Source organism: Pseudomonas sp. yb_2 (assembly GCF_043103905.1).
Taxonomy (GTDB): domain Bacteria; phylum Pseudomonadota; class Gammaproteobacteria; order Pseudomonadales; family Pseudomonadaceae; genus Aquipseudomonas; species Aquipseudomonas alloputida.
In genome coordinates this window covers 46,076-59,212 of the sequence record NZ_JBICKH010000025.1, presented here as the reverse complement: position 1 = coordinate 59,212, position 13,137 = coordinate 46,076, and the positions used below count along the sequence as shown (strand labels likewise).

Here is a 13,137-nt window from a genome sequence, read left to right as displayed (position 1 = left end):
GCAGGAGCGCGGCGGTCCAATAACGGAGAAGCACATGAGCGTCAACAACCCGCAAACCCGTGAATGGCAAACCCTGAGCGGGGAGCATCACCTCGCACCTTTCAGTGACTACAAGCAGCTGAAGGAGAAGGGGCCGCGCATCATCACCAAGGCCCAGGGTGTGCATTTGTGGGATAGCGAGGGGCACAAGATCCTCGACGGCATGGCCGGTCTATGGTGCGTGGCGGTCGGCTACGGACGTGAAGAGCTGGTGCAGGCGGCGAAAAAACAGATGCGCGAGCTGCCGTACTACAACCTGTTCTTCCAGACCGCTCACCCGCCTGCGCTCGAGCTGGCCAAGGCGATCACCGACGTGGCGCCGAAAGGTATGACCCATGTGTTCTTCACCGGCTCCGGCTCCGAAGGCAACGACACTGTGCTGCGCATGGTGCGTCACTACTGGGCGCTGAAGGGCAAACCGCACAAGCAGACCATCATCGGCCGCATCAACGGTTACCACGGCTCCACCTTCGCCGGTGCATGCCTGGGCGGTATGAGCGGCATGCACGAGCAGGGTGGCCTGCCGATCCCGGGCATCGTGCACATCCCTCAGCCGTACTGGTTCGGCGAGGGAGGCGACATGACCCCTGACGAATTCGGTGTCTGGGCCGCCGAGCAGTTGGAGAAGAAGATCCTCGAAGTCGGCGAAGACAACGTCGCGGCCTTCATCGCCGAGCCGATCCAGGGCGCTGGTGGCGTGATCATCCCGCCGGAAACCTACTGGCCGAAGGTGAAGGAGATCCTCGCCAGGTACGACATCCTGTTCGTCGCCGACGAGGTGATCTGCGGCTTCGGCCGTACCGGCGAGTGGTTCGGCTCGGACTACTACGACCTCAAGCCCGACCTGATGACCATCGCGAAAGGCCTGACCTCCGGTTACATCCCCATGGGCGGTGTGATCGTGCGTGACACCGTGGCCAAGGTGATCAGCGAAGGCGGCGACTTCAACCACGGTTTCACCTACTCCGGCCACCCGGTGGCGGCCGCGGTGGGCTTGGAAAACCTGCGCATTCTGCGTGACGAGAAAATTGTCGAGAAGGCGCGCACGGAAGCGGCACCGTATTTGCAAAAGCGTTTGCGCGAGCTGCAAGACCATCCACTGGTGGGTGAAGTGCGCGGCCTGGGCATGCTGGGAGCGATCGAGCTGGTCAAGGACAAGGCAACCCGCAGCCGTTACGAGGGCAATGGCGTTGGCATGATCTGTCGCACCTTCTGCTTCGAGAACGGCCTGATCATGCGTGCGGTGGGTGACACCATGATCATCGCGCCGCCGCTGGTAATCAGCCATGCGGAGATCGACGAACTGGTGGAAAAGGCGCGCAAGTGCCTGGACCTGACCCTTGAGGCGATTCAATAAGCGTTTGCTAGGCTAGCGTTGTGACATTAAGTCGTTACATGGCCCTGCTTTCCTTGATACAGGGCCTTGTAACTTGCCAGACTAGCGACTGTTTCAGTCGCCGCGCGCTCTGCACCGTGGGTTCTGGCTGCTGGACAGTTGCTAAATAAAAATTCTGGAGCATTACGCATGAATAAAATGGGCAAGACGTTGCTGGCCGCCGCCCTGATGGGTGCCATGGCCTCCGCTGTTCAGGCTGAAGACAAAGTGTTGAACGTCTATAACTGGTCGGACTACATCGCTCCGGACACCATCGCCAAGTTCGAGAAGCAGACAGGGATCAAGGTCAAGTACGACGTCTTCGACAGCAACGAAACCCTGGAAGCCAAGCTGCTGGCAGGCAAGTCGGGCTATGACATCGTCGTGCCTTCGAACAATTTCCTGGCCAAGCAGATCAAGGCGGGCGTGTACGAGGAGCTGGACCGTTCCAAGCTGCCGAACTGGAAGAACCTCGATCCTGACCTGCTCAAGGCCGTTGGCGATGCCAGCGACAAGGACAACAAGCATGCCTTCCCTTATATGTGGGGCTCGATCGGCATCGGCTACAACCCGGAGAAGGTCAAGGCTGCGCTGGGCGTGGACAAGATCGATTCGTGGGACGTGGTGTTCAAGCCTGAGAACATCGCCAAGCTCAAGAGCTGCGGCGTGAGCTTCCTCGACGCCCCGACCGAAATGCTCCCGGCTGCGCTGCACTACCTCGGCAAGCCGACCGACAGCACCAAGAAAGAAGACCTGAAGGCCGCCGAGGACCTGTTCCTCAAGATCCGTCCTTCGATCACCTACTTCCACTCGTCCAAGTACATCGGCGACATGGCCAACGGCAACATCTGTGTAGCCGTCGGTTACTCGGGTGACCTGGAGCAGTCCAAGGCCCGTGCCCATGAAGCGGGCGACAAGGTCAAAGTGGACTACGTCATTCCGAAGGAAGGTGCCGGTACTTTCTACGACATGGTCGCCATCCCGAAAGATGCCGAACATAAAGACGCTGCCTACCAGTTCATGAACTTCCTGATGCAGCCGGAAATCATGGCTGAAATCACCAACGCCGTGCGCTTCCCGAACGGTAACGCTGCTGCCACCCCGTTCGTGGACAAAGACATCACCAGCGACCCAAGCATCTACCCGCCTGCCGAAGTGAAGAAGCAGCTGTACGCGATCGCTGCGCCTGACGCTTCTGTGCAGCGAGTGATCACCCGCAGCTGGACGAAGATCAAGTCGGGCAAGTAAGCCCGATGCGACAGCTCTGGGCCGGGTTTTTCGGCCCAGAGCCATTGAAAGGTAATTGATGATTGCGGCATCGAAGCTGCGAAGTTAAGTTGCGCGCCGGTTTTGCGTGTGCGGCAGCATTGTCGCTACCCAGGCACTGATTGTGAGGACCCCCACTTGTCTATTTCTGTATTCCGCAAGGCCTTGATGGCTGGCGCGGGCCTGACGCTGGCATGCAGCGTCCAAGCGGCGCCGACGGTGCACTTCTATAACTGGTCCGACTACATCGGCCCCACCACACTCGCGGACTTCGAGAAAGCCACGGGCATCAAGCCTGTGCAAGATGTGTTCGACTCCAACGAAACCCTGGAAGGCAAGCTGCTGGCCGGTAACACCGGCTATGACGTGGTGGTGCCGTCCAACCATTTCCTCGGCAAGCAGATCAAGGCGGGCGCCTTCCAGAAGCTCGACAAGAACCTGCTGCCCAACTATTCCAATCTCGACCCGGCGTTGATGAAGCGCCTGGAAAAGAACGACCCGGGCAACCAGTACGCGGTGCCTTACCTGTGGGGTACCAACGGCATCGGTTACAACGTCGACAAGGTCAAGGCCGCGCTGGGCGTGGACACCATCGACTCCTGGGCCGTGCTGTTCGAACCCGAAAACATGAAGAAGCTCTCCAAGTGCGGTGTGGCCTTCCTCGACTCGGCGGACGAAATGCTGCCAGCGGTGCTCAACTACATGGGCCTCAACCCGAACAGCACCGACCCCAAGGATTACGCCAAGGCCGAGCAGAAGCTGCTGGCCGTGCGCCCGTACGTGACCTACTTCCACTCGTCCAAGTACATCACCGACCTGGCCAATGGCGACATCTGCGTCGCGGCAGGTTTCTCGGGTGATGTATTCCAGGCCAAGGCCCGCGCTGAAGAAGCGAAGAAGGGTGTGAACCTGGCCTACGCCATTCCCAAGGAAGGCGGCAACCTCTGGTTCGACGTGCTGGCGATCCCCAAGGACGCCAAGAACGTCAAAGAGGCGCATGCCTTCATCAACTATTTGCTGAAACCTGAGGTTATCGCCCAGGTCAGTGATTACGTCGGTTACGCCAACCCGAACCCCAAGGCTGGCGCCCTGATGGACCAGGCCGTAAGGACTGACGCCGCGGTTTACCCACCGCAGGAAGTGCTGGACAAGATGTTCGTGAACTCAGAGTTGCCACCCAAGGTGCAACGGCTGATGACCCGCAGCTGGACCAAGGTCAAGTCGGGCAAGTAAAAAATCCAGACCCGCGACGGCGCCGTAGAACAGGCCACGCGGGCACAAAAATCTTGTTGGGAGTTTCACTCATGGCAGTTGCCTCCGGTGCCTATAAAAAAGCCCTCGAGGGTGGCCAGCAACCCAAGCAGGTGCTGGTCAAGATCGACCGGGTCACGAAAAAGTTCGACGAAACGGTAGCCGTGGACGATGTGTCCCTGGAAATCCGCAAGGGTGAGATCTTCGCCCTGCTGGGCGGCTCCGGTTCCGGCAAGTCCACCTTGCTGCGCATGCTGGCCGGCTTCGAGCGCCCGTCCGAAGGGCGGATCTTCCTCGATGGCGTCGACATCACCGACATGCCGCCCTACGAGCGGCCAATCAACATGATGTTCCAGTCCTACGCACTGTTCCCGCACATGACCGTGGCGCAGAACATCGCCTTCGGCCTGCAGCAGGACAAGATGCCCAAGGCCGAGATCGATGCCCGCGTGGCCGAGATGCTCAAGCTGGTGCACATGACCCAGTACGCCAAGCGCAAGCCGCACCAGTTGTCGGGCGGCCAGCGTCAGCGTGTGGCGTTGGCCCGCTCGCTGGCCAAGCGCCCTAAACTGCTGCTGCTCGACGAGCCAATGGGTGCACTGGACAAGAAACTGCGTTCGCAGATGCAGCTGGAGCTGGTCGAGATCATCGAGCGCGTGGGTGTAACCTGCGTGATGGTGACCCACGACCAGGAAGAGGCCATGACCATGGCCCAGCGCATCGCCATCATGCACCTGGGCTGGATCGCCCAGATCGGCTCGCCAGTGGACATCTACGAGACACCTACCAGCCGCCTGGTGTGCGAGTTCATCGGTAACGTCAACCTGTTCGAAGGTGACGTGGTCGACGACGCCGAAGGCTACGCGATCATTGCCAGCCCGGAGCTGGAGCGCAAGATCTACGTGGGCCACGGCATCACCACCTCGGTGGAAGACAAGCACATCACCTACGCCCTGCGCCCGGAAAAGATGCTGGTCACCACCCAGCAGCCAACCTGCGAGCACAACTGGTCGCGCGGCAAGATCCACGACATCGCCTACCTGGGCGGCCACTCGGTGTTCTATGTCGAGCTGCCGAGCGGCAAGGTCGTCCAGTCGTTCGTTGCCAACGCCGAGCGCCAAGGTACCCGTCCTACCTGGGGCGATGAAGTGTACGTATGGTGGGAAGACGACAGCGGCGTGGTACTGCGGTCATGAAACTGCGCAAGCTCAAGCGAGCCTTCCAGCGTCTGGTCCCGGAGGGGCGGCACTTGGTGATCGGCGTGCCGTTCATCTGGCTGTTCCTGTTCTTCATGCTGCCGTTCTTCATCGTCCTGAAGATCAGTTTTGCCGAAGCTGACGTGGCAATTCCGCCGTATACCGAGATCTACACCTACGTCGAAGACAAGATCCAGCTGGTCCTCAACCTGGCCAACTACGGGCTGTTGACCGAGGATGAGCTGTACCTCTCGGCCTATCTGGGTTCGCTGAAGATGGCGTTCTTCAGCACCCTGCTGTGCCTGCTGATCGGCTTCCCGATGGCCTACGCCATTGCCAACGCCAAGAAGGAGACCCAGACGGTCCTGCTGTTGCTGATCATGATGCCAACCTGGACCGCGATCCTGATCCGCGTCTATGCCTGGATGGGTATCCTCAGCAACAACGGCCTGCTCAACGGTTTCCTCCTGTGGACCGGCTTGATCGACCAGCCGTTGCAGATCCTCAACACCAACCTGGCGGTGTACATCGGCGTGGTCTATTCGTACCTGCCGTTCATGATCCTGCCGCTGTTCGCCAACCTGGTTAAGCATGATCCGAGCCTGCTCGAAGCTGCCTCCGACCTGGGTTCGAGCACCTTCAACAGCTTCTGGAAGATCACGGTACCGTTGTCGAAGAACGGCATCATCGCCGGCTGCATGCTGGTGTTCATCCCGGTGGTGGGCGAGTTCGTGATCCCGGAACTGCTGGGTGGCCCGGAAACCCTGATGATCGGTAAAGTGCTGTGGCAGGAGTTCTTCAACAACCGTGACTGGCCGGTGGCATCCGCCCTGGCGGTGGTGATGCTGGCAATCCTGATCGTGCCGATCCTGCTGTTCAACCGTAGCCAGGCCAAAGAGATGGAGGGCCGCGCATGAAACGCTTCAGTTTCTCCAAGCTGATGCTGGTGCTCGGCTTGCTGTTCATCTACCTGCCGATGCTGATCCTGGTGATCTACTCGTTCAACGCCTCCAAACTGGTGACGGTGTGGGGCGGCTGGTCGATCAAATGGTACGTCGGCCTGCTCGACAACTCCCAGCTGATGGGTTCGGTGATGCGCTCGCTGGAAATCGCTTGCTACACGGCGGTGGCGGCAGTGGCGCTGGGTACCCTGGCGGCCTTCGTGCTGACCCGCGTCACCCGCTTCAAGGGCCGCACGCTGTTCGGTGGCCTGGTCACTGCGCCGCTGGTAATGCCCGAAGTGATCACCGGTCTGTCGCTGTTGCTGCTGTTCGTGGCCATGGCGCAGATGATCGGCTGGCCTCAGGAGCGGGGTATCGTCACCATCTGGATCGCCCATACAACGTTCTGTGCGGCGTATGTGGCGGTGGTGGTGTCGGCTCGCCTGCGTGAGCTGGACCTGTCGATCGAGGAAGCGGCGATGGACCTGGGTGCCAAGCCGTGGAAGGTGTTCTTCCTGATCACCATCCCGATGATCGCGCCATCGCTGGCGGCGGGCGGCATGATGTCGTTTGCCCTGTCGCTGGACGACCTGGTATTGGCCAGCTTCGTCTCTGGGCCTGGCTCGACCACCTTGCCGATGGAAGTGTTCTCGGCGGTGCGCCTGGGTGTGAAGCCTGAGATCAACGCCGTGGCCAGCCTGATCTTGCTGTCGGTATCGCTGGTGACCTTCTTCGTCTGGTACTTCAGCCGCCAGGCCGAAGAGCGTCGTCGCAAGGCGATTCAGCAGGCGATCGAAGAGGGTGCTGCAGCCAACGCTTCGCAGCCGCAGGTCAAGCGCCCGGCGCAGGTGGCTGCGTCGGCCTGACCTGGCCCTTTCGCGGGCACGCCCGCTCCCACAGGGACCTCACAGCCTTCAGGGTTGTGGTGAGCCCTGTGGGAGCGGGCATGCCCGCGAAGGCTCCAGCACCGATTCAAAGCCATACCGCATCCCAATGTGGATAGTCCCTGATACTTCTGACCAATCCAGCCCTCAAGGGATTGGCAACAATGTACCGGGCTACATGAACCACACACTCTTCCTGCCGCAGCGCATGGTCCTGGTAACCCGGTTGCCATATCGGCTTGTGCCCGACACCGGCCTTGCGCAAGGCAATCGCTGTGCGTGATTTGAACTTGCGCATCAACGTTCCCAATGTCACTTCTTTCAGCTCAATCAGCCAATGCAGATGGTCCGGCATCACTACCCAGGCCAACGATTGGCAGTCCTGAATGTCATCTGAGGCCCGAAGGTGTTTGACCACCAGACGGGCATGGTGGAAGTCGCGGAACAGTGGTTTGCGTTGATGCGTGATGGTGGTCAGCTGTAGAGCCTGCCGGGCTCGGAGAAGCGCCCACGGCGCAATCGGTGGCATTCGGCTAACGGCATTTTGATCTTCCTTGAATGTGAGCCTCCCTGTGAAAGGTAGCGGTTGGAACGGGGATGGCCGATGCCTGATGGTTTCTGGATATGGCAGATACTGATACATGGCTGTGGAGGCCTCTTCGCGGGCTCGCCCGCGAAGAGGCCCCCGCAGGCACCAAAAATGCCAGCATGGCCCCCGTCAGTGATGTTTATCGAACCCTGAACTACGCTCACAGTCGCATCCCACAAATCATTTGTGCACAAGCAAGGAGCCAGCATGGCGTTGATGCGTCCGCTGTCGGTTGTCTGCCTGGGGCTGTTGTACATGCTCACCGGCTGTAGCAAGGAAGAGGTCCCCGAGACACTGCCTCGGGTGGGTGTGCAGCAGGTACAACCCACCGATTTCGCTGCCAGGGTCACTTTGACCGGCGACGTGCAGGCGCGGGTGCAGACCGATTTGTCATTCCGCGTCGGCGGCAAGATCATTTCGCGTAGCGTCGACGTGGGCGATCACGTCAAGGCCAACCAGGTGCTCGCCCGGCTTGACCCGAAAGACCTGCAGAACAATGTCGACTCGGCCAAGGCCGAGGTATTCGCCGCGCAGGCGCGGGTCACCCAGACCAGTGCGGCCTTCGTGCGCCAGCAAAAACTGCTGCCCAAGGGCTACACCAGCCAGAGCGAGTACGATGCTGCCGAGGCCGCGCTGCGCAGCAATCAGAGCGCACTCAAGGCCGCCCAGGCGCAACTGGCCAATGCCAACGAGCAACTCAGCTACACCGCACTGGTCTCCGAGGCCGCCGGGGTGATCACCGAGCGTCAGGCCGAGGTTGGCCAGGTGGTGCAGGCGACCATGCCGATCTTCAGCCTGGCCGTCGATGGCGACCGCGATGCGGTGTTCAACGTCTACGAGTCGCTGCTGGTGGCGCCGCCCAGCGATGCCGGGGTAGTCGTGAGCCTGCTGGACGATCCCAAGGTCCAGGCCCATGGCTTCGTACGTGAAATCACCCCCACGGTGTCGGCGCAAAGCGGCACCGTACAGGTCAAGGTAGGGCTCAAGGACGTGCCGCCCGGGATGCAGTTGGGGGCACCGGTTACTGCCACCACCAACGCCCAGGGCCGGCCCAGCATCGAGCTGCCATGGTCGGCACTGACCAAGGCCTTGCATGAGCCTGCCGTGTGGGTGGTGGGCGAGGGCGACAAGGTGGAACTGCGCAAGGTCGAAATCCGCCGTTACCTCACCGGCAAGATCGTGGTCGCCAGCGGCCTGAAAGGCGGCGAGACCGTAGTGGTCAACGGCGGCCAGTTGCTGCACCCCGGCATGCAGGTACTGAAGGTCGACGCCAAGGGCCCGGGGGGTGAGCTATGAAGCGTCTGTTGCTGATGCTCTCGGCCGCTGTGCTGCTGGTCGGTTGCACTAGTGAAGAAGAGGCACCAGAGGTGATCCGGCCAGTGCTGTCGGTCAAGGTCGAACCTCAGGTGCAGTCGCAGCTGGGCCGCTTCGCCGGCAGTATCCAGGCGCGCTTCGAAAGCACCTTGGGCTTCCGGGTTTCCGGGCGCATTGCCCGACGCTGGCTGGACGTGGGCGCCCAGGTGAAGCCGGGCGACACCTTGGCCACCCTGGACCCGACCGACCAGCAGAACCAGTTGCGCGCCGCCGAAGGCGATCTGGCCAAGGTGCAGGCACAGTGGATCAACGCCCAGGCCGATGCCCGTCGCCAGCAGCAGTTGTATGACCGTGGGGTAGGCGCCCAGGCACAGCTGGATATCGCCCAGACCAACCTGAAAACCACCAGTGCGGCGTTGGAGCAGGCGCGCTCCGCCGTCAGCCAGGCCCGTGACCAGCTTGACTACAGCACCCTGCGTGCAGACCACGCTGCCGTGATTACCGCGTGGCAGGCCGAAGCCGGGCAAACCGTTACCGCCGGGCAAGCCGTGGTGACCCTGGCCCGGCCGGACGTGAAGGAGGCGGTAATCGACCTGCCGATCGGCCTGGCCGAGCAGTTGAGCAAAGGCCTGACCTTCACCGTTGCCTCGCAACTGGACCCGACCATCAACACCACGGCCAGCCTGCGTGAACTGGAGCCCCAGGCTGATGCTACCACCCGTACCCGCCGCGCTCGCCTGACCCTGGCCAGCACACCGGCGGCCTTTCACCTCGGCACCGCCATCAGTGTGACCCTTAGCTCGGAAGTGTCCCCGCGCAGCGAACTGCCCTTGAGTGCCTTGCTCGAGCGTGATGGCAAGACCCAGGTGTGGGTGATCGATACGCAGAACAAGACCGTGGCCACCCGTGACGTGGCGCTGATCGACCGCACCGCTGACAGCATCGTGCTGAGCGCCGGTGTGCAGCCCGGTGAGCGCGTGGTCACCGCCGGCGTCAACAGCCTCAAGCCTGGCCAGAAGGTCACCTTCGACGAGGATGCGCAATGAAAGGAAGCTTCAACCTGTCCGACTGGGCACTCAAGCATCAATCGTTCGTCTGGTACCTGATGTTCGTTAGCCTGTTGATGGGGATTTTTTCCTACTTCAACCTGGGCCGCGAGGAAGACCCGTCGTTCACCATCAAGACCATGGTCATCCAGACCCGGTGGCCCGGTGCGACCCAGGACGAAACCCTGTACCAGGTTACCGACCGCATCGAGAAGAAGCTCGAAGAACTCGACTCGCTCGACTACACCAAAAGCTACACCCGCCCTGGCGAATCCACGGTCTACGTGTACCTTCGCGATACCACCAAGGCCAAGGACATTCCGGATATCTGGTACCAGGTGCGCAAGAAAATCCAGGATATTCGTGGCGAATTTCCCGCCGGTATCCAGGGGCCGGGCTTCAACGACGAATTCGGTGATGTATTCGGCTCGATCTATGCCTTTACCGCTGACGGCCTGACCCTGCGCCAACTGCGGGACTACGTGGAACAGGCACGGGCCGAGGTCCGCGATGTACCCAACATCGGCAAGATCGAGCTGGTCGGCACCCAGGACGAAGTGCTGTACCTGAACTTCTCCACCCGCAAGCTGGCAGCCCTGGGCATTGACCAGCGCCAGGTGATGCAGGCACTTCAAGCGCAGAACGCGGTAACGCCGGCCGGCATGATCGAGGCCGGCCCGGAGCGCATCTCGGTGCGTACGTCCGGGCAGTTTGCCTCGGAAAAAGACCTGCAAACCGTCAACTTGAGGATCAACGACCGCTTCTTCCGCCTGGCCGATATCGCCGACATCGAGCGCGGCTACGTCGACCCGCCTTCGCCAATGTTCCGTTACAACGGCCAGACAGCCATTGGCCTCGCCATCGGCATGAAGGCCGGCGGCAACATCCAGGTGTTCGGTGCGGCGTTGAAAAAGCGCATGGACCAGGTGGTCCAGGACCTGCCGGTGGGTGTCGGTGTACACACCGTTTCTGACCAGGCCGTGGTGGTCAAGCAGGCGGTAGGCGGTTTCACCAGCGCACTGTTCGAAGCGGTGGTGATCGTGCTGGCCGTGAGCTTTGTCAGTCTTGGCGTGCGCGCCGGGCTGGTGGTGGCCTGCTCGATCCCACTGGTGCTGGCCATGGTGTTCGTGTTCATGGAGTACAGCGGCATCACCATGCAGCGGATCTCGCTGGGTGCGCTGATCATTGCGCTAGGCCTGCTGGTGGACGATGCGATGATTACCGTGGAGGTGATGGTCACGCGGCTGGAAATGGGTGAAAGCAAGGAGCAGGCGGCGACGTTCGCCTACACCTCCACAGCCTTCCCCATGCTTACCGGCACCTTGGTGACCGTGGCCGGGTTCGTGCCTATCGGCCTCAACGCCAGTTCTGCGGGTGAATACACCTTCACCCTGTTCGCGGTGATTGCCGTGGCCCTGATCGTGTCGTGGGTGGTGGCTGTGTTCTTCGCGCCGGTGCTTGGCGTGCATATTCTCAAAGGCGACAAGCTCAAGGCTCACGAGGCTGAGCCTGGCCGGGTCGGGCGGGCATTTGAAGGCGGGTTGCTGTGGTGCATGCGCAACCGCTGGTTGACCATCATCGGCACCGTGGTGCTGTTCGCCCTGGCGATCTTCTGCATGCGTTTTGTGCAGAACCAGTTCTTCCCGTCCTCGGACCGCCCGGAAATTCTCGTCGACCTCAACCTGCCGCAGAACGCTTCGATCGAGGAGACGCGCAAGGTGGTCGACCGTTTCGAGGCGCGGATCAAGGACGACCCGGACCTGGTGCACTGGAGTACCTACATCGGCCAGGGCGCGATCCGCTTCTACCTGCCCCTCGATCAGCAGTTGCAGAACCCTTACTACGCGCAGCTGGTGATTGTCAGCAAGGGCTTCGAAGAGCGTCAGGCCATGATGGACCGCCTGCAGAAGATCCTGCATGAAGAATTCGTCGGCGTCGGCACCAACGTGCAATCGCTGGAGATGGGCCCGCCGGTGGGCCGGCCGATTCAGTACCGGGTCAGCGGTGCCGACATCGACCAGGTGCGCAAACACGCCATCGAGCTGGCCACCTTGCTCGACCAGAACGAGCACATCGGCGAGATGATCTACGACTGGAACGAGCCGGGTAAGGTGCTGCGCGTGGAAATTGCCCAGGACAAGGCACGCCAGCTGGGGCTGTCGTCCGAAGATGTTGCCAATGTGATGAACAGCATCGTAAGTGGCGTGCAGATCACCCAGGTCAACGACAATATCTACCTGGTCGATGTGGTCGCCCGCGCCGAAGACAGCGAGCGTGGCTCACCTGATACGCTGCAGAACCTGCAAATTCTTACCCCTAACGGCACGTCGATCCCGCTGCTGTCGTTCGCCACCGTGCGCTACGAACTGGAACAGCCGCTGGTGTGGCGCCGCGACCGCAAGCCGACCATCACCATCAAGGCCTCGGTCAATGGCGAGATCCAGCCCACTGACCTGGTGGCCCAGCTGAAGCCGAAAATCGACGAATTCGCCAGCAAGTTGCCGGTAGGCTTCGAAGTGGCTACCGGCGGTACGGTGGAGGAGAGTGCCAAGGCGCAAGGGCCGATCCGCAAGGTTATCCCGCTGATGCTGTTCCTGATGGCGACCTTCCTGATGATCCAGTTGCACAGCGTGCAGAAGCTGTTTCTGGTGGTCAGCGTGGCGCCGTTGGGGCTGATCGGGGTGGTGCTGGCGCTGGTGCCTACGGGTACGCCGATGGGCTTTGTGGCGATCCTCGGCATCCTCGCGCTGGCGGGCATCATCATTCGTAACTCGGTGATTCTGGTGACCCAGATAGACGAGTTCGAAGCCCAGGGCTTGTCGCCGTGGGATGCGGTGGTGGAGGCCACCAACCACCGACGCCGGCCGATCCTGCTGACCGCGGCGGCGGCGAGCCTGGGCATGATCCCGATTGCACGCGAGGTGTTCTGGGGCCCCATGGCCTACGCCATGATTGGCGGGATCATCGTGGCGACCTTGCTGACGCTGCTGTTCCTGCCGGCGCTGTACGTGGCCTGGTACAAGATCCGCGAGCCGCAGAAACACGCCTGAAGGCCCATATGGCCCCTGGTAGGAGCGGGTTTACCCGCGAATGCGATGGTGCATCGACCACCGTATTCGCGGGTAAACCCGCTCCTACCAGAGGCGTGTTCTCTTAAATGGTTATATAAAAATTCTTAAACAGTATTTTTAAGAATAATCCCGCCTCACTACTATTGCCCTCAAGCCAGGCGCAAA

At 61.1% G+C, this 13,137-nt stretch carries 9 protein-coding genes and 1 pseudogene; 9 read left to right on the top strand and 1 reads right to left on the bottom strand.

What is annotated here, in order from left to right; genetic code table 11:
- Positions 1-34: 34 nt before the first annotated feature.
- The 6 genes from ACF8FB_RS05510 to ACF8FB_RS05485 all read left to right on the top strand — a co-directional run bounded on the left by ACF8FB_RS05510 (position 35) and on the right by ACF8FB_RS05485 (position 6,934).
- Entirely contained in the window at positions 35-1,396 is a 1,362-nt protein-coding gene (locus ACF8FB_RS05510) for an aspartate aminotransferase family protein (protein ID WP_392511104.1), read from the top strand.
- Positions 1,397-1,564: 168 nt separating this feature from the next.
- A complete protein-coding gene (locus ACF8FB_RS05505; RefSeq protein WP_014592782.1) occupies positions 1,565-2,662 on the top strand; it encodes a polyamine ABC transporter substrate-binding protein in 1,098 nt (365 codons plus the stop codon).
- Positions 2,663-2,818: 156 nt separating this feature from the next.
- Positions 2,819-3,913, top strand: a complete 1,095-nt coding sequence (locus ACF8FB_RS05500) for a polyamine ABC transporter substrate-binding protein (RefSeq protein WP_010955707.1) — start codon at positions 2,819-2,821, stop codon at positions 3,911-3,913.
- Positions 3,914-3,984: 71 nt separating this feature from the next.
- Positions 3,985-5,127 carry a polyamine ABC transporter ATP-binding protein gene (gene potA, locus ACF8FB_RS05495; protein ID WP_010955706.1) on the top strand — a complete coding sequence of 381 codons (1,143 nt, stop codon included), beginning with the start codon at positions 3,985-3,987 and terminating at the stop codon, positions 5,125-5,127.
- Complete coding sequence (locus tag ACF8FB_RS05490) at positions 5,124-6,044, top strand: ABC transporter permease subunit (protein WP_003253736.1); 921 nt, start codon at positions 5,124-5,126, stop codon at positions 6,042-6,044. Before potA ends, ACF8FB_RS05490 begins: the two co-directional genes overlap by 4 nt.
- Positions 6,041-6,934, top strand: coding sequence for an ABC transporter permease subunit (locus ACF8FB_RS05485; RefSeq protein ID WP_010955705.1), 894 nt, complete (start codon positions 6,041-6,043; stop codon positions 6,932-6,934). Before ACF8FB_RS05490 ends, ACF8FB_RS05485 begins: the two co-directional genes overlap by 4 nt.
- A 106-nt stretch (positions 6,935-7,040) precedes the next feature.
- On the opposite strand, the pseudogene ACF8FB_RS05480 reads toward ACF8FB_RS05485, so the two are convergent.
- Positions 7,041-7,495: pseudogene (locus ACF8FB_RS05480) on the bottom strand (transposase).
- Between the two features lie 253 nt (positions 7,496-7,748).
- Here ACF8FB_RS05480 and ACF8FB_RS05475 point away from each other — a divergent pair.
- The 3 genes from ACF8FB_RS05475 to ACF8FB_RS05465 are packed head-to-tail and all read left to right on the top strand — an operon-like array spanning position 7,749 to position 12,951.
- Positions 7,749-8,837, top strand: coding sequence for an efflux RND transporter periplasmic adaptor subunit (locus ACF8FB_RS05475; RefSeq protein WP_010955703.1), 1,089 nt, complete (start codon positions 7,749-7,751; stop codon positions 8,835-8,837).
- The gene (locus ACF8FB_RS05470; protein ID WP_010955702.1) at positions 8,834-9,901 is read left to right on the top strand and encodes an efflux RND transporter periplasmic adaptor subunit; all 1,068 of its coding nucleotides are present in this window, start codon (positions 8,834-8,836) and stop codon (positions 9,899-9,901) included. The genes ACF8FB_RS05475 and ACF8FB_RS05470 overlap by 4 nt, the downstream gene beginning before the upstream one ends.
- Positions 9,898-12,951 (top strand): efflux RND transporter permease subunit, encoded by a 3,054-nt coding sequence (locus tag ACF8FB_RS05465; RefSeq protein ID WP_010955701.1) that lies wholly within the window; start codon positions 9,898-9,900, stop codon positions 12,949-12,951. Before ACF8FB_RS05470 ends, ACF8FB_RS05465 begins: the two co-directional genes overlap by 4 nt.
- Positions 12,952-13,137 lie beyond the last annotated feature (186 nt).

Bases quoted from the DNA above. Each gene is read 5' to 3' on its own strand.
- ACF8FB_RS05470 (WP_010955702.1), top strand. From the start codon at position 8,834: ATGAAGCGTCTGTTGCTGATGCTCTCGGCCGCTGTGCTGCTGGTCGGT.
- ACF8FB_RS05505 (WP_014592782.1), top strand. From the start codon at position 1,565: ATGAATAAAATGGGCAAGACGTTGCTGGCCGCCGCCCTGATGGGTGCC.
- ACF8FB_RS05465 (WP_010955701.1), top strand. From the start codon at position 9,898: ATGAAAGGAAGCTTCAACCTGTCCGACTGGGCACTCAAGCATCAATCG.
- ACF8FB_RS05485 (WP_010955705.1), top strand. From the start codon at position 6,041: ATGAAACGCTTCAGTTTCTCCAAGCTGATGCTGGTGCTCGGCTTGCTG.
- ACF8FB_RS05490 (WP_003253736.1), top strand. From the start codon at position 5,124: ATGAAACTGCGCAAGCTCAAGCGAGCCTTCCAGCGTCTGGTCCCGGAG.
- ACF8FB_RS05510 (WP_392511104.1), top strand. From the start codon at position 35: ATGAGCGTCAACAACCCGCAAACCCGTGAATGGCAAACCCTGAGCGGG.
- ACF8FB_RS05475 (WP_010955703.1), top strand. From the start codon at position 7,749: ATGGCGTTGATGCGTCCGCTGTCGGTTGTCTGCCTGGGGCTGTTGTAC.
- potA (WP_010955706.1), top strand. From the start codon at position 3,985: ATGGCAGTTGCCTCCGGTGCCTATAAAAAAGCCCTCGAGGGTGGCCAG.